This window comes from Serratia odorifera (assembly GCF_041448735.1).
GTDB classification, from domain to species: Bacteria; Pseudomonadota; Gammaproteobacteria; order Enterobacterales; family Enterobacteriaceae; genus Serratia_F; species Serratia_F odorifera.
Window position 1 is genome coordinate 160,921 of the sequence record NZ_JBGMUT010000005.1, and the last position, 22,734, is coordinate 183,654.

The following is a 22,734-nucleotide window of genomic DNA, read 5'->3' on the forward strand; positions in this document are numbered from 1 at the left end:
CGGTTAAAAAATTCCCCGTCACCCGCTTGAAAAATAAGGCTCTCATCCCCACCTGATCCTCATTGTCTGTGTTTGGTTGCAATTGTCTTTGAGGTAAGCAATGAGTATGAAAGGTCAAGAAACTCGCGGATTTCAGTCTGAAGTAAAACAACTGCTTCATTTGATGATTCATTCGCTGTACTCCAATAAAGAAATTTTCCTGCGCGAACTGATTTCCAACGCATCCGATGCGGCGGACAAACTTCGTTTCCGCGCGCTGTCTGCGCCGGAACTGTACGAAGGGGACGGCGAGCTGCGCGTACGTCTGTCCTTTGACAAAGAAAAACGTACTCTGACCATCGCTGACAACGGCATCGGCATGCGTCGCGATGAAGTGATCGAGAACCTCGGCACCATCGCCAAATCGGGCACCAAGGCTTTCCTCGAATCGATCGGTTCCGATCAGGCTAAAGACAGCCAGCTGATCGGTCAGTTCGGCGTCGGTTTCTACTCGGCGTTCATCGTCGCGGACAAGGTGACGGTACGCACCCGAGCCGCAGGCGCCGCTGCCGATGAGGGCGTGTTCTGGGAATCCGCCGGCGAGGGCGATTACACTATCGCCGACATCAGCAAAGCCGAACGTGGCACCGAAATTACGCTGCACCTGCGTGAAGGTGAAGACGAGTATCTCGACGCCTGGCGCCTGCGTTCGGTGATCGGCAAATATTCCGATCACATTGCGTTGCCGGTCGAGATCGAAAGCAACAACCCGGAAGAGGCCGACGGCGCGACCCACTGGGAGAAAATCAACAAGGCCCAGGCACTGTGGACACGCAGCAAGTCCGATATTACCGATGAAGAATATAAAGAATTCTACAAGCACATTGCCCACGACTTCACCGACCCGCTGAGCTGGAGCCACAACCGCGTTGAAGGCAAGCAGGAATACACCAGCCTGCTGTACATCCCGGCGCAGGCACCGTGGGACATGTGGAATCGCGATCACAAACACGGCCTGAAACTGTACGTACAGCGCGTATTCATCATGGACGACGCAGAGCAGTTCATGCCGAACTACCTGCGCTTTGTGCGCGGGCTGATCGACTCCAACGATTTGCCGCTCAACGTATCGCGTGAAATTCTGCAAGACAGTCGCGTGACCCAGAACCTGCGCAGCGCGCTGACCAAACGTGTACTGCAGATGCTGGAAAAACTGGCCAGGGACGACGCTGAAGCCTATCAGAAGTTCTGGCAGCAATTCGGCCTGGTGCTGAAGGAAGGTCCGGCGGAAGATGCGGCAAACAAGGACGCAATTGCCAAGCTGTTGCGCTTTGCCTCTACTCACGGCGACAGCTCGGCGCAAACCGTGTCGCTGGAAGAGTACGTCAGCCGCATGAGCGAAGGGCAGGATAAGATCTACTATATCACCGCCGACAGCTACGCCGCGGCCAACAGCAGCCCGCACCTGGAGCTGTTCCGCAAGAAGGGCATCGAAGTACTGCTGTTGTCTGAGCGCATCGACGAATGGATGATGAGCTACCTGACCGAATTCGACGGTAAATCATTCCAGTCGGTCAGCAAGGCCGATGAAGCGCTGGAAAAACTGGCGGAAGAAACCGAAGAACAGAAAGACGCTGAAAAACAGCTGGAGCCATTCATCGAACGGGTTAAAACCCTGCTGGGCGAGCGGGTGAAGGACGTGCGCCTGACGCACCGTCTGACCGATACGCCGGCGATCGTGACCACCGATGCCGATGAAATGAGCACCCAGATGGCGAAACTGTTCGCAGCCGCCGGCCAGCAGGCGCCGGAAGTGAAGTACATTTTCGAGCTGAATCCGGAACATGCGTTGGTCAAACGCGCATCCGATGTGGGTGATAACGAACAATTTGCCGAATGGATCGACCTGTTGCTGGATCAGGCGTTGCTGGCCGAACGCGGCACGTTGGAAGATCCGAACCAGTTCATCCGCCGCATGAACAAGTTGCTTTCCGCATAATTCCGATTTGCCACGCCCAAAATCGTCTGGTTTTGGGCGTTTTCCCCGCTATAACCCGTGCAGTCGTGTCTTTTCGCCACTTTTCTCCCTGTCGATACGCAATCGATTTCCTTTCTCGTGCCTTGAGCCACCCCCCGCTAAAATGGTATGGTTGAGCGTTTTCGCAATTTTATAAAAATATAAGAGGATTTACGCAATGCGTATCATTCTGCTGGGCGCTCCGGGCGCTGGTAAAGGTACTCAGGCTCAATTCATCATGGAGAAATACGGTATTCCGCAAATCTCCACCGGTGATATGTTGCGCGCAGCCGTGAAGGCCGGCACTGAACTGGGCAAGCAGGCGAAAGAAATCATGGATGCCGGCAAGCTGGTCACCGATGAGCTGGTGATTGCCCTGGTAAAAGAGCGGATCGCCCAGGAAGATTGCCGTAACGGTTTCCTGCTGGACGGTTTCCCACGCACTATTCCACAGGCCGATGCGATGAAAGAAGCCGGTATCAAGGTGGATTACGTGCTGGAATTCGACGTGCCGGACGAACTGATCGTCGATCGTATCGTTGGCCGCCGTGTGCATGCGCCATCGGGCCGCGTGTATCACGTTAAATTCAATCCGCCTAAGGTCGAAGGCAAGGATGACGTGACCGGTGAAGAGCTGACCACGCGTAAAGACGACCAGGAAGAAACCGTGCGTAAACGTCTGGTGGAATACCATCAGTTGACGGCGCCATTGGTTGCCTACTATCGCCAGGAAGCCGACGCCGGCAACACCGAATATCACAAAATCAACGGCACCCGCAAAGTTGATGAAGTGAGCGCCGAACTGGCCACTATTCTCGGCTAAGTCGAGAGGTCAGCGTCAGCCAACGTCGGGCATGCGCCCGGCGTTTTTTTTTGCTTTTTTCCCACGAAATGTGATCCCCTTAGCTTGTTGCAGCGCCGTTGTTTAAATCCCTAACGGGAATGGCGTATAACAGCCTCCATTTCAGCCGTCAGGAAGAAGCGCATGCTCAGACAGACTACTTTTCTGGAAGAATCCACCGCTCGGCAGATCGTTCAACGCGCCATGGGGATCATCAACCATTCGGTAAACGTGATGGATCACAATGGTGTCATTATCGCCTCTGGGGATGCGACGCGGCTGTTCCAGCGTCATGAAGGCGCGGTATTGGCATTGACCGAAAACCGCGTGGTGGAGATCGATATGGCCACCGCCGCACACCTGAAAGGCGTACAGCCGGGCATTAATCTGCCGTTCTGTTTCCGCAATCAGCGGGTGGGGGTGATTGGTATCTCCGGCGATCCGGCGCAGGTGCGCAACTATGCCGAGCTGGTGAAGATGGCGGCCGAACTGATGGTGGAACAGGCGGCGCTGCTTGGCCAGCATCAGTGGGAAAAGCGCTACCGCGAAGAACTGGCAAACCAGCTGTTGCAGGGAACCGGGGAGCCGGCGGCGCTGGAATCCATGGCGGCGTATCTGGGGCTGGATCTGCAACAGCCGCGAATTGTGTGGATCATCGAGTTGCACGATCGGCAACCGCACCTGCTGCGCGAGTTGCTGAGCGAACTGGAAAACACCCAGCGTGAGGCGCTGATCGCCATGACCGGCTTCAATGAGCTGGTGTTGCTGCGGCCTGCCAGCCTGGCGCAGGGAGTGTGGAACCTGAAGCAGGAGCGCAAGCAGGCGCAGCAGTTGCAGGCGCAGTTTCAGCAGCGCTTCAATCTGCGGCTGATCGTCGGCGGGTTGTTTGGCGGCGGCGACGGGGTTTTCCGTTCCGGACTGACCGCGCGAGCCACCCAGGCGATGGCAAAGCGGCTCAAGCTACGGCATAAATCGTTGTTTTACCCGGACTATCCGTTGCCATCTCTGCTGTGCGACATGAGCGACGATTGGCGAGCCCAGGAGCTGAGCCGTCCGTGGCAGCAACTGTGTGAACACGATGAGAAAGGGGTACTGCGCCAAACCCTGCGGCAATATTTTTACCGGAACTGTGATCAAACGCAGACCGCGGTTCAGCTTCATATCCATGTCAATACCCTGCGCTATCGCCTGCAACGAATCGAGGCGATTACAGGATTAAAAATCAATGAATTAACCGGAACCTTGCAGTTGTATATCGGCATGCTGATGAACGAGTGAATTGTGTTAACCCACAACTTTGTTGCCACTCATCGGCGCGTTTTTTGTTGCTTCCTCTCAAGTTAATCCCGTTGTGCGGGGATATGTTGGCCTAACACCAACAACAAGAGAATAACAACAATGACAACGGTATCCACACTGGGTGCACTGGTGGCGTTGATTGTCGCCATCGTGCTGATTTTACGCAAGGTTCCGCCCGCTTACGGCATGATAGCCGGCGCGTTGGCGGGAGGATTGGTCGGCGGTGCCGATCTGGTACAAACCGTTACGCTGATGATTACCGGCGCTCAGGGCATTACCAATGCGGTGATGCGCATTCTGGCGGCGGGCGTGCTGGCCGGGGTGCTGATTGAGTCCGGCGCGGCGCATACCATTGCCGAAACCATCGTGCGCAAAGTGGGTGAAACCCGCGCGCTGCTGGCGCTGGCAGTGGCTACACTGATCCTGACGGCGGTCGGGGTATTTATCGACGTGGCGGTGATTACGGTTGCACCGATCGCCCTGTCGATCGCACAGAAGGCGGGGATCTCACGCGTGGCGATCCTGCTGGCGATGATCGGCGGCGGTAAGGCGGGCAACGTGATGTCGCCTAACCCCAACACCATCGCGGCGGCAGATAATTTCCACGTGCCGCTAACCTCGGTGATGATGGCGGGCATTGTGCCCGGCCTGTGCGGACTGGTGGTGGCCTACCTGCTGGCCAAGCGGCTCAGCAATCGGGGCAGCATGGTCAGTGCCGATGAGCTGACGGTGCAGGCCGAGGGCGTTCGCCCCGGTTTTATGGCGGCGATCAGCGCACCGTTGGTGGCCATCCTGCTGTTGTCGCTACGGCCGATCGCCGGTATAGCCATCGATCCCTTGATCGCCTTGCCGGTTGGCGGCCTGGTCGGCGCATTGCTGATGGGGCGAATTCGCCAATGTAATCAGTTTATGGTGTCGGGGCTGTCTCGCATGGCGCCGGTGGCGATCATGTTGCTTGGCACTGGCACGCTGGCGGGCATCATCGCCAATTCACAGTTAAAGGACGTGTTGATTAACGGCCTGACGCATACCGGCCTGCCGGCCTGGCTGCTGGCACCACTGTCCGGCGCGCTGATGTCCATGGCGACCGCGTCGACCACCGCCGGCACCGCCGTGGCATCAGGGGTGTTTAGCAGCACGCTGCTGGAACTGGGCGTCAGCGGCCTGGCGGGTGCAGCGATGATCCACGCCGGCGCTACGGTGCTTGACCATTTGCCGCACGGCAGTTTCTTCCACGCCACTGGCGGCAGCGTCAATATGGCGGTGCACGAGCGGTTAAAACTGTTGCCGTACGAAACGCTGGTGGGCTTTACCATTGCGGCAGTCTCTGCGCTGATGTTTGGCGTATTCAATCTGGCAGGCTAAGGAAACTATGATGAAAGCGCTGAGGAAAGTGGTAATCGCTCCGGACTCCTTTAAGGAAAGCCTGAGTGCGCTGGACGTTGCAGCGGCGATTGAACGCGGGTTTCGCCAGATTTATCCCGACGTTGAATACGTCAAGTTGCCGATGGCCGACGGCGGTGAAGGCACGGTGGATTCGATGGTGGCAGCGACCGAGGGCGAAATCGTTCAGTTGTCGGTACGTGGGCCGCTAGGCATGCCGGTTGAGGCATTTTATGGCCTGCTGGGCGACGGCGAAACGGCGGTGATTGAAATGGCGGCGGCCTCCGGCTTGCACCTGGCACCGAGCGATCAGCGCGATCCGTTGATCGCCACCAGCTATGGTACTGGCGAACTGATACTGGCGGCGCTCGATCGCGGCGTTAGCGCGATTATCCTCGGCATCGGCGGCAGCGCAACCAACGACGGCGGTGCCGGCATGATGCAGGCGCTGGGCGCCAGGCTGCTGGATGGGCAACAACGTCCCTTGCCGCCGGGCGGCGCGGCGCTGGCCAGCCTGGCCGAGCTTGACCTTTCCGGCGTGGATGCGCGTTTGCAACAGGTGAAGGTTACCGTGGCCTGCGACGTGGATAATCCGCTGTGCGGTAAAAACGGCGCTTCGGCCATTTTTGGTCCGCAAAAAGGTGCGACGCCGGCGATGGTTGAGCAGTTGGATAACGCGTTGCGTCATTACGGCACCCTGTTGGAACAGACCACCGGGCGCAAAGTGCTCAATGCACCGGGTGCCGGGGCGGCTGGCGGTATGGGCGCGGCATTGCTCGGCATGCTCGATGCGCAGCTGCGGCCAGGCATCGAAATCGTGATCGAAACCCTGCGGCTGGAAGAGGCGATCCTGGGAGCCGATCTGGTGATCACCGGCGAAGGGCGACTCGACAGTCAGTCTGTCCATGGCAAGACGCCGATTGGCGTGGCGCGCGTCGCCAAGCGGCATCGGCTGCCGGTGATTGGCATTGCCGGTAGCCTGGCGGCGGATTATCAGGTGGTGCACCAGCACGGCATCGACGCGGCGTTTTCGGTGATCGATCGCATCGTGACGCTGGAGGAGGCGCTGGGCAGCGCGGCGCATAACCTGGAAGTCACCGCGCGCAACGTGGCGGCGGTGTGGCAACTGGCACAACGGTAAAGCCTGTCGCTGTTATCGGTTCCGATAAACCTCATTTCCGTTACAATAGCCTCAGTCAATGGTTATAACCAGGATGCGCTGGGCGTAAGGGAAACGAGGGGAACAAAGATGAAGCAAGAGAAACACGGGGTGCTGCTGGTGAACTTGGGTACGCCGGATGCCCCGACTTCGCCTGCGGTAAAACGCTACCTGAAGGAATTCCTCAGTGACGATCGCGTGGTAGACACCGCGCCGCTGATCTGGTGGCCGATTCTCAATGGCGTCATTTTGCCGATCCGCTCGCCGCGCGTTGCCAAGCTGTATCAGTCGGTGTGGATGGACGAAGGTTCACCGCTGCTGGTGTTCAGTCGCCGGCAGCAACAGGCGCTGGCGGAAAGAATGCCGAACACGCCGGTGGAGCTGGGCATGAGCTATGGGTCGCCGAGTCTGGCACAGGCCATCGACAAACTGCTGTCGCAGGGCGTAACCCATCTGGTGGTGCTACCGCTGTACCCACAGTATTCATGTTCGACCAGCGCTGCGGTGTGGGACGGCGTGGCGCGCGTGCTCAAAGGCTATCGTCGCCTGCCATCGGTCAGCTTTATTCGCGATTACGCTGAGCACCCGGCGTATATCGCCGCATTGCGTCACAGCGTCGAACGGGCATTCGATCAGCATGGCCAGCCCGATCGGCTGTTGCTGTCGTTCCACGGCATTCCGAAACGCTATGCGCGGCTGGGGGATGACTACCCGCAACGCTGCGAAGATACCCTGCGCGCGCTGTCGGCATCGCTGCCGCTGGCGCCGGATCGCATCATGCTGACCTATCAGTCACGCTTTGGCCGTGAGCCATGGCTGACGCCGTATACCGACGAAACGCTGAAGGCGTTACCGGCGCAAGGCGTCAAGCATATTCAGGTTATTTGCCCGGGCTTCTCGGCCGACTGTCTGGAAACGCTGGAGGAAATCAAAGAGCAGAACCGCGAAATCTTTCTGCATGCCGGTGGTGAAAAATTTGAATATATTTCAGCGCTCAATGACGATTCGGCGCATATCGACATGATGCAGGAGCTGGTGGCGCAGCGTTTCTGATTGCCAACGGCGTATCATTTATCCGGCGGGAATGTGTTAACATTCCCCGCCTGTTAACTGCTACTACCGCCAAATTACATGAAATTTCCTGGTAAACGTAAGTCCAAACACTATTTTCCGGTGAACGCCCGCGATCCGTTATTGCAACAGGTTCAGCCCGAAAACGAAATCAGCACCTCTTATATCGTCGGCATCGATCAAACGCTGGTTGATATTGAAGCCAAAGTGGATGACGCGTTTGTTGAGCGCTATGGCCTGAGCCTGGGCCACTCGTTGGTGATTGAAGACCAGGTCGCCGAAGCGCTGTATCAGGAATTGAGCGAAAAAAACCTGATAACCCATCAGTTTGCCGGTGGCACCATCGGCAATACGCTACATAACTATTCGGTGCTGGCGGACGATCGCTCGATCTTGCTGGGCGTCATGTGCAGCAATATCAAAATCGGCAGTTACGCCTATCGTTACCTGTGCAATACCTCCAGCCGCACCGATCTCAACTATTTGCAGGCGGTAGACGGCGCGATTGGCCGTTGTTTCACGCTGATTAGCGAAAGCGGCGAACGCACCTTTGCCATCAGTCCCGGCCAGATGAACCAACTGCGCCCGGAAAGCATTCCGGAAGAGGTGATCGCCGGCGCGTCGGCGCTGGTGCTGACGTCGTATCTGGTGCGTTGCAAGCCCGGCGAACCGATGCCGGCGGCAACCATGCAGGCGATTGCCTTTGCCAAAAAGCATGATGTGCCAGTAGTGCTGACGCTGGGCACCAAATATGTGATCGCCGACAACCCGCAGTGGTGGCGCGACTTCCTGCGCGACAACGTCTCGATCCTGGCGATGAACGAAGACGAGGCGCTGGAACTGACCGGTCTAAGCGATCCGCTGACCGCGTCGGATATGGCGCTGGACTGGGTCGATCTGGTGCTGTGCACCGCCGGGCCGAACGGACTGTACATGGCCGGCTATACCGAAGAGGCGACCAAGCGCCAGACGCAGCACCCGTTGCTGCCGGGCCACATTGCCGAATTCAACCTTTACGAGTTCAGCCGTGCGATGCGTCGTGAGCATTGCGCAAGTCCGTTCCGCGTCTATTCGCATATTGCGCCGTATATGGGCGGGCCGGAAAAAATCATGAATACCAACGGGGCCGGTGATGGGGCGCTGTCGGCGCTGCTGCATGATATTGCCGCCAACGGTTATCACCGTAACAACGTGCCGAACTCCAGCAAGCATGCGCGCAGCTACCTGACCTACTCCTCGCTGGCACAGGTGTGCAAATATGCCAACCGCGTCAGCTACCAGGTGTTGAATCAGCATTCACCGCGTCTGACGCGCGGCCTGCCGGAACGGGAAGACAGCCTGGAAGAGTCTTACTGGGAACGGTAACCAGGGTTTGCTGCCATGCCGCTCAGGTTGAGCTGTCCGGCATGGCGATCCGCCAGGCAGGCCAATCAGATTGGGCAGGCTCCGGCTTTTTCTTCTTCGCTGATCTCGTCGAGTTGCAGAATATTCAGCATGCTGTTGGCGATTTCGCGTTCGCCCATCACCACCTGGTCGGCGCCGCGTTCGCTAATGTAGGTCACTTCATCGTCGTAATGGGCACGGGCGATAATGTCGATGTTTGGCCGCTTGCTGCGCGCCGAGGCGACGATTTCCCCCGCCTCGTAGCCGTTCGGAATGGTTAGCAGCAGCCATCGCGCGCAGTCGAGCCGCGCCAGCTCCATCACCTCTACGTTGGCGGCGTTGCCCAATACCGCTTTGATGCCCTGTTCGCGTAGCGCTTCCACCCGCGGGCGCGAGGTTTCAATCACCACCATCGGAATGCCGGCTTCGCGCAGCTTTTCGCCCAACAGGCTGCCAACGCGACCGTAGCCGACCACCAGCGCGTGGTTGCACATATCTACCGGGATCTGTTTTTCTTCTTCCACCGCTTCTTCCAGACTCTGCTCTTCCAGGGTTTCGGTTTTTGCCAGATAACGTTCGAGCAGGGTAAACAGCAGCGGGTTGAGCATAATGGACAAGATGGCGCCGGCCAGCACCAGATTGCGCCCGTGTTCCGACATCATGCCAAGCGAAATCCCCAGGCCGGCCAGAATAAAGGCGAATTCACCGATTTGCGCCAGGCTGGCGGAAATGGTCAGCGCGGTACGCTTGGAGTGTCCAAACATTCTCACCAACAGGAAGGCGGCGGCGGATTTGCCGAACACGATGATCGCCAGCGTCGCCAGCACCGCCAGCGGTTCGTTGATTAAAATCATTGGGTCGAACAGCATGCCGACCGAAACAAAGAACAGCACCGCAAAGGCATCGCGCAGCGGCAGGGTATCATGTGCCGCACGCTGGCTCAGTTCCGATTCGTTCAGCACCATGCCGGCAAAGAAGGCGCCGAGCGCAAACGACACGTCAAACAGGCCGACGGCACCGTAGGCGATACCGAGCGCCAGCGCCAGCACCGCCAGGGTAAACAGTTCGCGTGAGCCCGTGCTGGCGGTCTTGGCCAGGATCCACGGCACGGCACGGCGGCCGACGACGATCATCAGCGCCATAAAGGCCACCACCTTGCCGATGGTGATTGCCAGCTCGCTCAGCAGTTGCAGAGTGCTGGCGTGATTGCCGCCGCCCAACAGATTGCCGAAGGCCGGCAACAGCACCAGCGTCAGCACCATCGCCAGATCTTCGACGATCAGCCAGCCGATGGCGATTTGCCCGCGCTGGCTGTCGATAAGCTGCCGTTCTTCCAGCGCCCGCAGTAACACCACGGTACTGGCGGTCGACAGGCAGAGGCCAAATACCAGCCCGGAAATCAGATCCCAGCCTAGCAGATGCGACAGGCCGATACCCAACAGGGTGGCGACGGCGATCTGCGCAACGGCGCCGGGGATGGCGATGGATTTTACTGCCAGCAGATCTTTAAGCGAGAAATGGAGACCGACGCCGAACATCAACAGGATCACGCCGATTTCCGCCAGTTCCGGCGCCAGTGAGGTGTCGGCGACAAAGCCCGGCGTGAACGGGCCGGCGAGTACGCCTGCGGCAAGGTATCCCACCAACGGGGAAATGCGCAGACGGTTCGCCAGCATGCCGAGGAGGAAGGCGAGTACTAACCCTCCGACGATGGTGGTAATCAGCGGTGTTGAATGATGCATCCAGTCTCCTTCATGCTTGCGGCGGGCGGGCTGTTACGTATTGATACATTTAGTTTATGACATTTGTCGGCACGCCGTTTGATTAAATGTTGCTATTTTGCGGAAAAAACGCTGATTGTTATGATAATCATGCCAAATGGCAGTTTTATGATGGATGGCGACAAATCACTAGTGGAGACAAGGAAGTGACCCGGTTGAAAGCTGATTTTCAACCGGGATAAAACGGCTGTTACTGCGGTTTATGATCCATATTTGGCAATAGTGCGGTGATAATGCCAATAAGAGGCAGGAAAGCACAGATTTTATAAACCAGCTCGATGCTGGTGGCATCCGCGACGTAGCCGAGTACCGCCGCGCCCAACCCGCCCATGCCAAAGGCAAAACCGAAGAACAGACCGGACACCATCCCCACTTTGCCGGGGATCAGCTCCTGCGCATATACCAGAATGGCCGAGAAGGCGGAAGCCAGAATCAGGCCGATGATCACCGTTAAAATGCCGGTCCATTCCAGCGAAACATAGGGCAGGGCCAGGGTAAACGGCGCCGCACCCAGAATGGAGGCCCAAATCACGTATTTGCGCCCGAAGCGGTCGCCAATCGGCCCACCGATAATGGTGCCGGCTGCCACCGCGAACAGAAAGGCGAACAGATGGATTTGCGCACTTTGCACCGACACGCCGAACTTGTGGATCAGATAAAAAGTGTAATAGCTACTGATGCTGGTGAGATAAAAATACTTGGAAAAAATCAGCACCAGCAAAATGGTCAGCGAAAAGGCGACGGTACGCTTGGGCAGCGGTTGCAGCAGCGCTGCCGGTTTGGCTTTGCCCTGTGCCGCACGATGCTGTTGTTGATACCATTTGCTGACCTGCAATAACACCACGATCGCCAATAGCGCCGCCAGGGTAAACCAGGCGACGTTGCCTTTGCCGTAAGGAGCAATAATCAGCGCAGCCAGTAGCGGGCCAAGCGAACTGCCAAAATTGCCGCCTACCTGGAACAGCGATTGTGCCAGTCCATGGCGCCCACCGGACGCCATGCGCGCTACCCGCGACGATTCCGGATGGAACACCGACGAGCCGGTACCGACCAGCGCCGCCGCCAGTAGCACCAGCGGGAAGGTGTTGGCCATCGACAGCAGCAGCAGGCCGCACAGGGTAAAGCCCATACCTATCGGCAGCGAATAGGGCTGCGGGTGCTTGTCGGTGTAATAGCCGATCAGCGGTTGCAGCAGCGAGGCAGTGAGCTGATAAGTCAGGGTAATCATGCCGATCTGCACGAAGCTAAGGTTAAAGTCGGCTTGCAAAATAGGGTAAATCGCCAGGATCAGCGATTGGATCATATCGTTAAGCAGGTGTGAAACGCTGATGGCGCCCAGTATGGAAAACGCGGTGCCCTTAACCGCGCTGCCTTTGGCCGGAGGCGTGGCGATGTCGCTACGGTCAGTCATATTATTGTTAGCCTGGTAAGGTTTAGTAGACAGGCTCACATCTTAAGCAGGTTGCTGGTTTTTTGCCAGATGCGACATAATCTGACGCATATCGCAAAAAATTGAAATCAGCGGTGGTTTATCTGCGTTACAATTCTGCACTCGTCACTTTGAACTGCTTATAACATGGAGATTCGTCATGCGTTTTGCGTTAAAAGCCAGCGTCTGTGCGTTGGCGGCGTCCCTCAGCGTGCTGCCAGGATTGGCCAGCGCCTGGGAAAAGGATAAAACCTACGACATCACCATTTTGCATACCAACGATCATCACGGCCATTTCTGGCGTAACGATCACGGCGAATATGGCCTTGGCGCGCAAAAAACGCTGGTGGACAGCATTCGTCAACAGGTGGCTGCACAGGGTGGCAGTGTGCTGCTGCTGTCGGGTGGCGACATCAATACCGGCGTGCCGGAGTCAGACTTGCAGGACGCCGAGCCTGATTTCCGCGGCATGAATCTGATTGGTTACGATGCAATGGCCATTGGCAACCATGAATTTGATAACCCGCTGAGCGTGTTGCGCCAGCAGGAAAAGTGGGCCACATTCCCACTGCTTTCCGCCAATATTTACCAAAAAAGCACTCAGCAGCGATTGTTCAAACCGTATGCGCTGTTTGACCGGCAAGGTATCAAAATTGCCGTTATCGGCCTGACAACCGACGATACTGCCAAAATCGGCAACCCGGAATATTTCACCGATATCGAGTTCCACGCGCCGGCCCAGGAAGCCAGGCGGGTGGTGGAGCAACTGCGTAACAGCGAAAAACCGGACGTGATCATCGCGGCGACCCATATGGGCCATTATGACGACGGAAAGCACGGCTCCAACGCACCCGGTGACGTCGAAATGGCCCGTAGCCTGCCGGCAGGCTATCTCGACATGATCGTCGGTGGCCACTCGCAGGATCCGGTATGCATGGCTGACAAAAACCATAAACAGGTCGATTACGTACCGGGTACGCCCTGTGCGCCAGACCGGCAGAATGGCACCTGGATCGTTCAGGCTCATGAGTGGGGCAAATACGTTGGCCGCGCTGACTTCCAGTTCCGCAACGGCGAGCTGAAGCTGGTGCATTATCAACTGATTCCGGTGAACCTGAAAAAGAAAGTGGACAAGGCCGACGGCAGCAGCGAACGGGTGTATTACACCCAGGAGATTGCGCAAGACCCCGGCATGATGAAATTGCTGACGCCGTTCCAGGACAAGGGCAAGGCGCAGCTGGAGGTCAAGATCGGCAGCGTTGACCGCAAACTGGAAGGCGATCGCAGCAAAGTGCGTTTTGTGCAGACCAATCTGGCGCGGGTGCTGCTGGCAGCACAAATGGAACGTGCCAACGCCGATTTCGCCGTGATGAGCGGCGGCGGGGTGCGGGATTCGATCGAGCCTGGCGACATCACCTATAAAAACGTGCTCAAGGTACAGCCGTTTGGCAACACCTTGGTGTATGCGGATATGACCGGTCGCGAAGTGGAAAAATACCTGGCGGTGGTGGCCAATATGAAACCGGATTCCGGTGCCTATGCCCAGTTCGCCAACGTCAGTCTGCTGGCCGATGGCACCGGCGTCAGCCAGGTGAAGATCAACGGACAACCGCTGCAGGCGGATAAAACCTACCGTATGGCGACGCTCAATTTCAACGCCCTGGGCGGTGACGGCTATCCGAAGATCGACGGCTTGCCAAGCTATGTCAACACCGGTTTTATTGATGCCGAAGTGCTCAAGCAGTATATCGAGCAACATTCGCCGCTGAAGGCTGCGGCGTATGAGCCAAAAGGTGAAATCGTTTATCGGTAAACCTGGCGGCGGTGTTTTGTCGACGACAAGGCACTGCCGTGCGCCATGCTCAGTCCCGCTTGGCGATATCGGCAAAGCTGCCTGACAGCAAACGACACAGGTCCGCTGCTGCCAGTTCAATATCCAGCCCGCGTTTGCCGCCGGAGACAAAGATGGTGGCAAACTGCTGTGCCGGGCTGTCGATCACCGTTGGCAGGCGCTTTTTTTGCCCAAGCGGGCTGATGCCACCGACCAGATAGCCGGTCACGCGTTGCGCCAGCTGCGGATCGGCCATTTCCGCCTTTTTGGCTCCCAGCGCCTTGGCCACCTTCTTCAGATCCAACTGACTGGCTACCGGCGTGACCGCCACCGCCAGGTGTTTGGCATCGCCGTTTAACGCCACCAACAGCGTTTTATAGACTTGATCGGCATTGAGCCCGAGCTTTTTGACCGCCTCATCACCAAAGTTGGTTTCGTCACTGTCGTGGTGATAAGGATGCAGGGTGAAGGCGACCTTTTGTTTTTCAAGCAGCACAACGGCGGGTGTCATAATGTTTGTCCTAGGATGATCCCGAGCGGGAAAGCGTTGCAACGTACGGCAACAAAATTACAAAAATAGCGCAAATACAGCAAGCCGTGCCGCCAATCAATAAAGCAGGTTGCCAATATGTTCACCAGATTGCTACCCTGTCAGCTGTAACCGTTAACACGGTTGCAATGCGTATAACTAGAATATGAGAAATTCCTCTTTGACTGGCCAATAGCGATATTGGCCATTTTTTTACTCTGCCAGCAGCATCGCCGGCAGGTTGTCCTCGCCGTACAAATGCAGGGCGCCGACCGCCACCACATATTTACCCGGCGGCAACGCCCGCAGTTGTTGCTGCCAGTTGCGGTTGCGCTGCTGCATCAGCACATCGTATAGCGCAGCGCTAAAGGTGGCCGGCAGCGTTTCCAGCGCCGTGTTGGGTTTGGCGTCCAGCCACCAACTGACCATGGTTTGCAGCAGGCGTGCATTGGTATGCCAATGCTCCAGCGTATCGCGCAGCAACGCCATACCGCCTTCGGGCAGCGCCTGCAGCATGTTCAATTGCTGTTGTGCACCTTCCAGCTCAATGACCTTTTTTTGCTGATCTCTGGCGGCCTGCAACAGCTGATAGTCAATGCCGTACTCCGCCCGTAGCCCAAGCCGTTGCGCTTGACGTGCCTGCATCATCAGCGCCACTTGCCAACCGGGCAGGGCGTTGAAAGCCTCAATATCCGTTCCCAGCTCCTGACACAGGAGTTGCAACTGCGCCAGCTCTTCTGCGTTGAGCCTTTCCGTCATCAGGGGCTGCGGATCGGCATCTGCGAACGGCGATGCGCTACCGGTAATGTCCGCTTCAACGATCAGCGCGTCGGCCTGCTTAAGCCGGCTGACCAACCGGGCAGGCAGTGGTTCCATGTCGACGGTGCCCATGTGAATGCTGCCAACCAGATGCAGTTGGCGATCGCCCGGCAGCGTCACGTCCAGAGCTGGATAGGCGTAGGCGATGGGAGAGATAAGGCCGAAAAAAGCGGCAATGCGGCGTAGCAGTTGACCCATACAACGTGGCTCCTGATGGCTCCGAGGACGCAGGCGATATGCTGTCGTTCATCGGGTAAAGCGTTTACCCCATGCTAAACGCTCTGCGCCGCGCAGGAAAGACAGAAAGTGGCAAAGAAGGGGCACAAAGAAAGGGGCCGCCAATGGCAGCCCCCGAGCATTACTGTTTAGGTTTAAAGCGCAATAAGCGGTTGGCGTTGCTGACCACGGTAATCGATGAGAGCGCCATTGCCGCGCCGGCCACCACCGGACTGAGCAGCGTCCCGGTGAGCGGGTACAGCACGCCGGCGGCGATCGGGATGCCCAAGGTGTTGTAAATAAACGCTCCGAACAGGTTTTGCTTCATGTTGCGCAGCGTAGCCTTGGACAGTTCAAGCGCATCGGCAACGCCGTTCAGGCTGTGGCGCATCAGCGTAATCGCGGCGGTTTCGATGGCAATATCGCTGCCGCTGCCCATGGCAATACCGACGTCGGCCTGCGCCAATGCCGGGGCGTCGTTGATGCCGTCGCCCACCATTGCGACACGATGGCCCTGTGCCTGCAATTGCTTGATGGCGTCTGCCTTGCCGTCTGGCAGAACGCCGGCAATCACTCGGTCAATTCCGGCCTCCTTGGCGATGGCGTTTGCCGTCACCGGGTTATCGCCGGTCAGCATCACCAACTGATACCCCTGTTGATGCAAGCGCTGCAATGCGGCGACGCTGTCGCTGCGCAGCGGATCGCGAATGGCGATCAACGCAGCCGGTTTGCCGTCGGCGGCCAACAGCACCGGCGTGATGCCGCGCTCGGCCTGTTGTTGCATCTGGCTTTCCAAGGCGGTGATGGCAATCTGATGGTCCTGCAACAACCTGGCGTTGCCCAGCAGCAGTTTTACCCCGTCGGCCTCACCACTGACACCGGCACCGCGCAGGGTACGGAACTGACTAATCTGCGGCAGGTTCTGGCCCTCGGCGTGGTCGATAATGGCGCGTGCCAGCGGGTGGCTGGCGCCCTGCTCGAGCGCTGCTGCCCAACGTAGCGCCTGCTGTTCGCTCACCTGATTAAAGGTGACGATCTCCACCACGCGTGGTTGGCCTTCGGTCAGGGTGCCGGTTTTATCAAACACCAGCGTATCGAGATTACTGGCCTGTTGCAGCGCATCGGCATCACGTACCAGAACGCCAAACTCTGCCGCACGGCCGACGCCGGAAATAATCGACATTGGCGTTGCCAGGCCGAGCGCACACGGACAGGCGATGATCAGCACCGTGGTGGCGATCACCAGGGTATAAACCAGCTGCGGCTGCGGGCCGAAGAAATACCAGATTGCCGCGCTGAACAGCGCGATGGCGACCACCGTCGGCACGAACACCGCAGATATCCGGTCGGCCAACTGGCCTATTTCCGGTTTACTGCTTTGCGCCTGGCGTACCAGCTTGATGATGCGCGCCAGCGTGGTTTTGCTGCCGATGGCGGCGGCGCGGAACAGCACGCTGCCGTCTTCCACCACCGTGCCGGCATGTACGGTATCGCCAATGCCTTTTTGCTGCGGTACTGCTTCACCGGTCAGCATTGCTTCGTCGATCCACACTTCACCCTGAATGATTTCTCCGTCCACCGGAATACGGTCGCCGGTAGTCAGGCGCAGCGTCATGCCCAGTTGCACTTCTGCCAGCGGGATACTCTGCTCACCGTTATCGGTAACCAGACGCGCAGTGGGCGGTGTCAGATCCAGCAGTCTTTCCAGCGCCTGCGAGGAGCGTTGACGTGCCCGCTGCTCCATTGCATGGCCGAGGTTAATCAAGCCGATGATCATGGCGCTGGCTTCGTAATACAGATGTCGCGCCGCCATCGGGAAGAATTCGGGCCACAGGTTAACGCTGATCGAATACAGCCATGCAGCGCCGGTACCGAGCGCCACCAGCGTATCCATGGTGGCGCTGCCGTTTTTCAGCGCACGCCAGGCGTTACGGTAAAAGTGACCGCCGGCAAACACCATGACCGCCAGGGTTATCAGACCGACGATCAACCACGGCCGTTGGGTCTGCGCCGTCAGCGTCATGCTGCCGCCAAACAGACCCCAGGCCATCAGCGGGATACCCAGAGCCAGGCCGAGCGCCGCCTGCCAGCGGAACCGCTTCATATTGTCCTGTGCGGTTTGTTGCTGGCGTTCGCGACGTTCGGTTTCATCCTGAATCATTTCCGCGCCGTAACCGGCTTTTTCCACTGCGGCTATCAGCTGCTGCGGATTGGCCGCGCCGGTGATCAATGCGCTGCGCTCCGCCAGATTGACCCGCGCCTGTTCGACGCCTGGCACGCTCTGCAGCGCATTTTGCACTTTGCTGACGCAGCTGGCACAGCTCATGCCGCTCAACAACAGTTGCACGCTGTCGTCGTCCTGCTCGGATGTTGCCGGAGTTAAAACCTGTGCCGCTGACTGCGTTTCCGGCAACGAAGGAGTTGCATCAACCAACGGCTCAGTTTTTGGGTGGCTATCGGCTCCCGCCAGGCTGGCATGATACCCGGCCTGTTCGACTGCCTCGATCAAGGTCTGCGGATCGGCGTCGCCGGTGACTTTGGCGCTGTCGATGGTGACGTCCGCAGTCGTGACACCCGGCACAGCTTCCAGGGCTTTACGTGTACTGCCAACACAGTGCATGCAGGACAGTCCCTGCAATGCCAACACGGTAGTTTGTGACATAGAGTGGTTCCTCGCGTTAGGGAGTTGATTAAGACTTGACCGCCTTAACTCTTTTCATTGAGAATGAGCTTAAACCTTCCAGCAAGGGTAAGGTCAAGGGGGGGGAATGAATATTAGCGATGTTGCCAAAAAAACCGGTTTAACCAGTAAAACCATTCGTTTTTACGAGGAAAAAGGCTTGGTCACCGCGCCGATGCGCAGCGAGAACGGCTACCGCAGCTACAGCGCGAAGCATATAGAAGAACTGACATTATTGCGCCAGGCGCGTCAGGTTGGTTTTAATCTGGACGAATGCCGTGAGCTGGTCGCGCTGTTTAACGATCCCGCCCGGCACAGTGCCGATGTTAAAGCCCGCACGCTGCAAAAAGTGGTCGATATTGAAAAACACATTCAGGAACTGGGCGAAATGCGTCAGCGCCTGTTGCTGCTGGCGGAGCAGTGCCCGGGGGATGATGGTGCAGACTGCCCGATCATTAACAATCTGGCAGGCTGCTGCCACAAACATTAGCGATTAAGCGCGCGGATCACCAGCGTAGCGCCGTCAACCGCAATCACTTCTACTTCGGTACCGGCCGGTAAATCCTGTGCTGCCTGCGCACGCCAGCTGCTGTCACCGATGTTTACCCGCCCCACGCCGTTGCGTATCGGTTCGCTCAGCGTGGCGCGGGTGCCGATCAACTGGCGGTTGCGTTGATTCAGTACTGCGCTACCGCCGGTTTCCTGCGGGCGCTGTCGTAGCCAGTACCACCATAGATAGGCTACCAATATCACCAGAATGGCAAACAGTACGCCTTGCCATTCCCAACTGATGGCCGGCAGCAGCCAGGCGATGGCGCCGACCACTACCGCAGCCACGCCGCTCCACAACAGGTAGCCGCTGGCGCCAAGCATTTCCGCCGCCAGCAGCAGACCGCCGAGTGAAAGCCAGAACCAGTGTGGATGTGCCGCAATCTGTTCCAGCATCATTATTGGCCTTTGCTGTCTTTCAATAATTCGCTGATACCACCAATCGAGCCGAGCAGGCTGCTGGCATCCAGCGGCATCATGATTACTTTACTGTTGTTGGCGGAGCCGATTTTTTGCAGCGCGTCGGTGTATTTCTGCGCGACGAAGTAATTAACTGCCTGAATGTTTCCGTTTGCTATCGCGTCGGACACCAGTTGGGTGGCGCGGGCTTCGGCTTCGGCTGCACGTTCCCGCGCTTCTGCCTGCAGGAAGGCAGACTGACGTTCGCCTTCCGCCTTGAGGATTTGTGACTGTTTATCCCCCTCGGCGCGCAGTATCGCGGCCTGCCGTACTCCTTCGGCTTCCAGAATGTCCGCACGTTTGGTACGTTCCGCCTTCATTTGCGCGTTCATCGAGGCGACCAGCTCGGCCGGTGGGCGCACGTCGCGGATTTCGATACGGGTGATTTTGACGCCCCACGGATTGGTGGCCTCGTCGACGATATGCAGCAGTCGGCTGTTGATACTGTCGCGCTGCGACAGCATTTCATCCAGTTCCATCGAGCCGAGAACGGTACGGAAGTTGGTCATGGTCAGATTGACAATCGCCAGCTCAAGGTTGCTGACCTCATAGGCGGCACGCGCCGGATCGACCACCTGAATAAAGCACACGGCGTCGATGGCGACGTTGGCGTTGTCACGTGAAATGATTTCCTGCGACGGGATGTCGAGCACCTGTTCCATCATGTTGATTTTGCGACCAATACGGTCCATGAATGGCACTACCAGGTTCAGGCCGGGCATCAGCGTCTTGGTGTAGCGGCCAAAGCGTTCAACCGTCCATTGGTAACCTTGCGGCACAATTTTGACGCCGGCGAACACCACGATCAACGCCACGACGATGATGATGGGAATAAGGGTAAACATGGCATAACCTCCTGTCAGACATATGTAAATAGATATTACGCCACCCGGTGGGTAAAGCCTAATCAATCCACAAGATGTCATCTTCAACTATGCCAATTTGGCATGTTGCCAATAATTTTAATTCATTTCATGCCATTTAACCGCTTGGTTACAGTAATAGAGAGGACAACCTCCCATTTCAAAAATTTGTCATTTCAATTTGCGACTATGCTTTTTGAAACGTCTTTTACGGCAAGGATTCTTATGGATTCGATCGGTATTAATGAACTGTCGCAGAAAAAAGATCGCTGGCATGTCATTATTGAACAGATGCTTGGTGAGGCTGGCATAACAATTAATGGCAGCCAGACGTTTGATATTCAGGTAAAAAACCCGGCGTTGTTCAAACGTATATTGCAGGAAGGCTCGCTGGGTTTCGGTGAAAGTTATATGGATGGCTGGTGGGATTGCGAACGGCTGGATATCTTGTTCACCCGTATTTTACGGGCGGGCATTGATGAACGCCTACCGAGCAGCCTGACGGATATTGCGCGTATCGCCTATGCACGACTGGTCAACCGCCAATCGCGCAAACGCGCCTGGCAGGTTGGCAAGGAACATTACGACATTGGCAACGACCTGTTCAGCCAAATGCTGGATCCCTACATGCAGTATTCCTGCGGCTATTGGAAAGACGCGGACACGCTGCAGCAGGCACAGCAAAACAAGCTGAAGATGATCTGCGAAAAGCTGTGCTTGCAACCGGGAATGAGCTTGCTGGATATCGGCTGCGGCTGGGGTGGGCTGGCGCAGTATGCGGCGGAACAGTACGGAGTAAAAGTGCATGGCGTGACCATTTCTGCCGAACAGCAAAAAATGGCGCAGCAACGTTGTGCCGGCCTGGAGGTCGAGATTTTATTGCAAGATTACCGCGATCTGCATCGGCAGTTTGACCGCATCGTCTCGGTGGGGATGTTCGAGCACGTCGGGCCGAAAAACTACGACACTTATTTTAACGTAGCGGCACGCAACCTGAAGCCTAACGGACTGTTTTTGCTGCACACCATCGGTTCCAATCAAACCGATCTCAACGTAGACGCCTGGATCGATAAATACATCTTCCCGAACGGCTGTCTGCCATCGGTAAAACACATCGCCGAGGCCAGTGAAGGGCGTTTTGTGATGGAAGACTGGCACAATATCGGCGCGGATTACGACCGCACCCTGATGGCCTGGCTTGATAACTTCACCCGGGCATGGCCGTCGCTGGCGGACAATTACTCCGAGCGCTTCGAACGCATGTTTACCTACTACCTGAATGCCTGCGCCGGCGCATTTCGTTCGCGCAATATTCAGCTATGGCAGGTGTTGTTCAGTCCGCAAGGGGTTGAGGGCGGGGTGCGGGTTTACCGTTGATATCCCCGTTATATTTCACGCTGCCTCGGCGTTGGCTGCCTTCAGTCACCCCGGTCACACAGTGACCTATGCTGCCGGGGATTCCTGGCGTTGCCGCCTTGATGCAACGCGAACTATCCAAGGGATAACGTTCGCGTCTGGGATCGCGTCGAAAAGGGCGGTGGAGCCCGCCCACTCGGCGATCAGTAGAGCAATGAATACAGCTGGCGGCGGTACTTGGCTGCCAGCGCATCGCCGGTACCGAGCGCGGCGAGGATATCCATCAGCGTCTTGCGGGCGCTGCCGTTGGCGGCGGTCAGATCTTTCTTCAGGTGACCCATCAGCTGTTCCAGTGCTTCTTCGTTGCGACCAACCTGGTGCAATTGCAGCGCCAGCTGTACCGCCAATTCGGCGTTGGTTGGGTCGGCGTCAACCTGCTGCTGCAAAAGCTGGATTTCCGGCGTATCGGCGGCCTGTTTCATCAGTTCGATCTGTGCTACCAACCCTTGATAACGCGTGTCGCGATCTTGCAGCGGGATAGTGGCCAGCACCGCTTCGGCGTCTTCAATGCGGTTGAGCGTCAACTGGGTTTCCGCCAGTGTCAGTCCGATATCACCGCGCTGATTGCTGCTCTGCCAGGCGTCCTTCAACAGCGGCAGCGCCTCGATGGCGTTGCCTGCCTGCAACAGTTCATTGGCCTGTGCCAGCTTCAGATCTTCCGCCTTCGGCAGAAAACGCTGCAGGAATTCGCGGATAACCTCTTCCGGCTGCGGGCCCTGGAATCCGTCTACCGGCTGGCCGTCTTTAAACAGATAAACGGTAGGAATCGAACGTAACCCGAACTGCGAGGCAATCATCTGTTCGGCATCACAGTCCACTTTTGCCAGCACGAACTGGCCGGCGTATTCCGTCGCCAACTTGTCCAGCAACGGCGTCAGTTGCTGGCAGTGCTGGCTGCGATCGGACCAGAAGTAGAACAGCACCGGAACGGACATCGATTGTTCCAGCGTTTGCTGCAGATTCATTTCGTTAATATCAATAACAGTCGGAGCTAGCATGGGTTTCTCTCTGATCGTGCAAGTCTGATTAA

General features: G+C 57.3%; 18 protein-coding genes. 10 read left to right on the top strand and 8 right to left on the bottom strand.

Annotated elements, in window-relative coordinates; translation table 11 throughout:
* Positions 1-106 precede the first annotated feature (106 nt).
* From htpG to ACCC84_RS14965, 7 genes are all read left to right on the top strand, one after another.
* Entirely contained in the window at positions 107-1,978 is a 1,872-nt protein-coding gene (gene htpG, locus ACCC84_RS14935) for a molecular chaperone HtpG (RefSeq protein WP_039991035.1), read from the top strand.
* Positions 1,979-2,174: 196 nt separating this feature from the next.
* Positions 2,175-2,819 (top strand): adenylate kinase, encoded by a 645-nt coding sequence (gene adk, locus ACCC84_RS14940; protein ID WP_004954490.1) that lies wholly within the window; start codon positions 2,175-2,177, stop codon positions 2,817-2,819.
* Between the two features lie 162 nt (positions 2,820-2,981).
* A complete protein-coding gene (locus ACCC84_RS14945) occupies positions 2,982-4,115 on the top strand; it encodes a sugar diacid recognition domain-containing protein (protein WP_004954487.1) in 1,134 nt (377 codons plus the stop codon).
* A gap of 120 nt (positions 4,116-4,235) precedes the next feature.
* Positions 4,236-5,501 carry a GntP family permease gene (locus ACCC84_RS14950; protein ID WP_198773339.1) on the top strand — a complete coding sequence of 422 codons (1,266 nt, stop codon included), beginning with the start codon at positions 4,236-4,238 and terminating at the stop codon, positions 5,499-5,501.
* Between the two features lie 10 nt (positions 5,502-5,511).
* On the top strand, positions 5,512-6,660 hold the full coding sequence (locus ACCC84_RS14955) for a glycerate kinase (RefSeq protein ID WP_039991033.1): 1,149 nt from the start codon (positions 5,512-5,514) through the stop codon (positions 6,658-6,660).
* 108 nt (positions 6,661-6,768) lie between these two features.
* Complete coding sequence (gene hemH / locus ACCC84_RS14960; protein ID WP_004954482.1) at positions 6,769-7,731, top strand: ferrochelatase; 963 nt, start codon at positions 6,769-6,771, stop codon at positions 7,729-7,731.
* A 78-nt stretch (positions 7,732-7,809) separates the two neighbouring features.
* A complete protein-coding gene (locus ACCC84_RS14965; protein ID WP_004954479.1) occupies positions 7,810-9,114 on the top strand; it encodes an inosine/guanosine kinase in 1,305 nt (434 codons plus the stop codon).
* 65 nt (positions 9,115-9,179) lie between these two features.
* Here the strand turns inward: ACCC84_RS14965 and ybaL are convergent, their stop codons facing one another.
* Positions 9,180-10,874: a YbaL family putative K(+) efflux transporter gene (gene ybaL / locus ACCC84_RS14970; RefSeq protein WP_004954475.1), complete on the bottom strand. Its 1,695-nt coding sequence runs from the start codon at positions 10,872-10,874 to the stop codon at positions 9,180-9,182.
* 229 nt (positions 10,875-11,103) lie between these two features.
* Positions 11,104-12,324 carry an MFS transporter gene (locus tag ACCC84_RS14975; protein WP_004954469.1) on the bottom strand — a complete coding sequence of 407 codons (1,221 nt, stop codon included), beginning with the start codon at positions 12,322-12,324 and terminating at the stop codon, positions 11,104-11,106.
* A gap of 178 nt (positions 12,325-12,502) precedes the next feature.
* Here ACCC84_RS14975 and ushA point away from each other — a divergent pair, with 178 nt between their 5' ends.
* Positions 12,503-14,155: a bifunctional UDP-sugar hydrolase/5'-nucleotidase UshA gene (gene ushA / locus ACCC84_RS14980; RefSeq protein ID WP_198773337.1), complete on the top strand. Its 1,653-nt coding sequence runs from the start codon at positions 12,503-12,505 to the stop codon at positions 14,153-14,155.
* 49 nt (positions 14,156-14,204) lie between these two features.
* Here the strand turns inward: ushA and ybaK are convergent, their stop codons facing one another.
* The 3 genes from ybaK to copA all read right to left on the bottom strand — a co-directional run bounded on the left by ybaK (position 14,205) and on the right by copA (position 18,399).
* Positions 14,205-14,684, bottom strand: a complete 480-nt coding sequence (gene ybaK / locus ACCC84_RS14985; protein WP_371902030.1) for a Cys-tRNA(Pro)/Cys-tRNA(Cys) deacylase YbaK — start codon at positions 14,682-14,684, stop codon at positions 14,205-14,207.
* A 231-nt stretch (positions 14,685-14,915) separates the two neighbouring features.
* Positions 14,916-15,719 carry a TraB/GumN family protein gene (locus ACCC84_RS14990; RefSeq protein ID WP_004954455.1) on the bottom strand — a complete coding sequence of 268 codons (804 nt, stop codon included), beginning with the start codon at positions 15,717-15,719 and terminating at the stop codon, positions 14,916-14,918.
* A gap of 160 nt (positions 15,720-15,879) precedes the next feature.
* Entirely contained in the window at positions 15,880-18,399 is a 2,520-nt protein-coding gene (gene copA, locus ACCC84_RS14995) for a copper-exporting P-type ATPase CopA (RefSeq protein WP_443096494.1), read from the bottom strand.
* Positions 18,400-18,505: 106 nt separating this feature from the next.
* On the opposite strand from copA, the gene cueR reads away from it, so the two are divergent.
* Entirely contained in the window at positions 18,506-18,907 is a 402-nt protein-coding gene (gene cueR, locus ACCC84_RS15000) for a Cu(I)-responsive transcriptional regulator (RefSeq protein WP_273869000.1), read from the top strand.
* On the opposite strand, the gene ACCC84_RS15005 is transcribed toward cueR, so the two are convergent.
* Together ACCC84_RS15005 and ACCC84_RS15010 are read right to left on the bottom strand one after the other, a co-directional pair.
* Complete coding sequence (locus ACCC84_RS15005; RefSeq protein WP_273869123.1) at positions 18,904-19,362, bottom strand: NfeD family protein; 459 nt, start codon at positions 19,360-19,362, stop codon at positions 18,904-18,906. The genes cueR and ACCC84_RS15005 overlap by 4 nt on opposite strands.
* A gap of 2 nt (positions 19,363-19,364) precedes the next feature.
* Positions 19,365-20,270, bottom strand: coding sequence for an SPFH domain-containing protein (locus ACCC84_RS15010; protein ID WP_004954444.1), 906 nt, complete (start codon positions 20,268-20,270; stop codon positions 19,365-19,367).
* Positions 20,271-20,513: 243 nt separating this feature from the next.
* On the opposite strand from ACCC84_RS15010, the gene cfa reads away from it, so the two are divergent.
* A complete protein-coding gene (gene cfa, locus ACCC84_RS15015; protein ID WP_198773334.1) occupies positions 20,514-21,665 on the top strand; it encodes a cyclopropane fatty acyl phospholipid synthase in 1,152 nt (383 codons plus the stop codon).
* A gap of 182 nt (positions 21,666-21,847) precedes the next feature.
* Here cfa and ACCC84_RS15020 read toward each other — a convergent pair whose 3' ends face one another.
* On the bottom strand, positions 21,848-22,702 hold the full coding sequence (locus tag ACCC84_RS15020) for a thioredoxin family protein (RefSeq protein ID WP_004954440.1): 855 nt from the start codon (positions 22,700-22,702) through the stop codon (positions 21,848-21,850).
* Positions 22,703-22,734: the final 32 nt, after the last annotated feature.

Bases quoted from the DNA above. Each gene is read 5' to 3' on its own strand.
- htpG (WP_039991035.1), top strand. From the start codon at position 107: ATGAAAGGTCAAGAAACTCGCGGATTTCAGTCTGAAGTAAAACAACTG.
- adk (WP_004954490.1), top strand. From the start codon at position 2,175: ATGCGTATCATTCTGCTGGGCGCTCCGGGCGCTGGTAAAGGTACTCAG.
- ACCC84_RS14945 (WP_004954487.1), top strand. From the start codon at position 2,982: ATGCTCAGACAGACTACTTTTCTGGAAGAATCCACCGCTCGGCAGATC.
- ACCC84_RS14950 (WP_198773339.1), top strand. From the start codon at position 4,236: ATGACAACGGTATCCACACTGGGTGCACTGGTGGCGTTGATTGTCGCC.
- ACCC84_RS14955 (WP_039991033.1), top strand. From the start codon at position 5,512: ATGAAAGCGCTGAGGAAAGTGGTAATCGCTCCGGACTCCTTTAAGGAA.
- hemH (WP_004954482.1), top strand. From the start codon at position 6,769: ATGAAGCAAGAGAAACACGGGGTGCTGCTGGTGAACTTGGGTACGCCG.
- ACCC84_RS14965 (WP_004954479.1), top strand. From the start codon at position 7,810: ATGAAATTTCCTGGTAAACGTAAGTCCAAACACTATTTTCCGGTGAAC.
- ybaL (WP_004954475.1), bottom strand. From the start codon at position 10,874: ATGCATCATTCAACACCGCTGATTACCACCATCGTCGGAGGGTTAGTA.
- ACCC84_RS14975 (WP_004954469.1), bottom strand. From the start codon at position 12,324: ATGACTGACCGTAGCGACATCGCCACGCCTCCGGCCAAAGGCAGCGCG.
- ushA (WP_198773337.1), top strand. From the start codon at position 12,503: ATGCGTTTTGCGTTAAAAGCCAGCGTCTGTGCGTTGGCGGCGTCCCTC.
- ybaK (WP_371902030.1), bottom strand. From the start codon at position 14,684: ATGACACCCGCCGTTGTGCTGCTTGAAAAACAAAAGGTCGCCTTCACC.
- ACCC84_RS14990 (WP_004954455.1), bottom strand. From the start codon at position 15,719: ATGGGTCAACTGCTACGCCGCATTGCCGCTTTTTTCGGCCTTATCTCT.
- copA (WP_443096494.1), bottom strand. From the start codon at position 18,399: ATGTCACAAACTACCGTGTTGGCATTGCAGGGACTGTCCTGCATGCAC.
- cueR (WP_273869000.1), top strand. From the start codon at position 18,506: ATGAATATTAGCGATGTTGCCAAAAAAACCGGTTTAACCAGTAAAACC.
- ACCC84_RS15005 (WP_273869123.1), bottom strand. From the start codon at position 19,362: ATGCTGGAACAGATTGCGGCACATCCACACTGGTTCTGGCTTTCACTC.
- ACCC84_RS15010 (WP_004954444.1), bottom strand. From the start codon at position 20,270: ATGTTTACCCTTATTCCCATCATCATCGTCGTGGCGTTGATCGTGGTG.
- cfa (WP_198773334.1), top strand. From the start codon at position 20,514: ATGGATTCGATCGGTATTAATGAACTGTCGCAGAAAAAAGATCGCTGG.
- ACCC84_RS15020 (WP_004954440.1), bottom strand. From the start codon at position 22,702: ATGCTAGCTCCGACTGTTATTGATATTAACGAAATGAATCTGCAGCAA.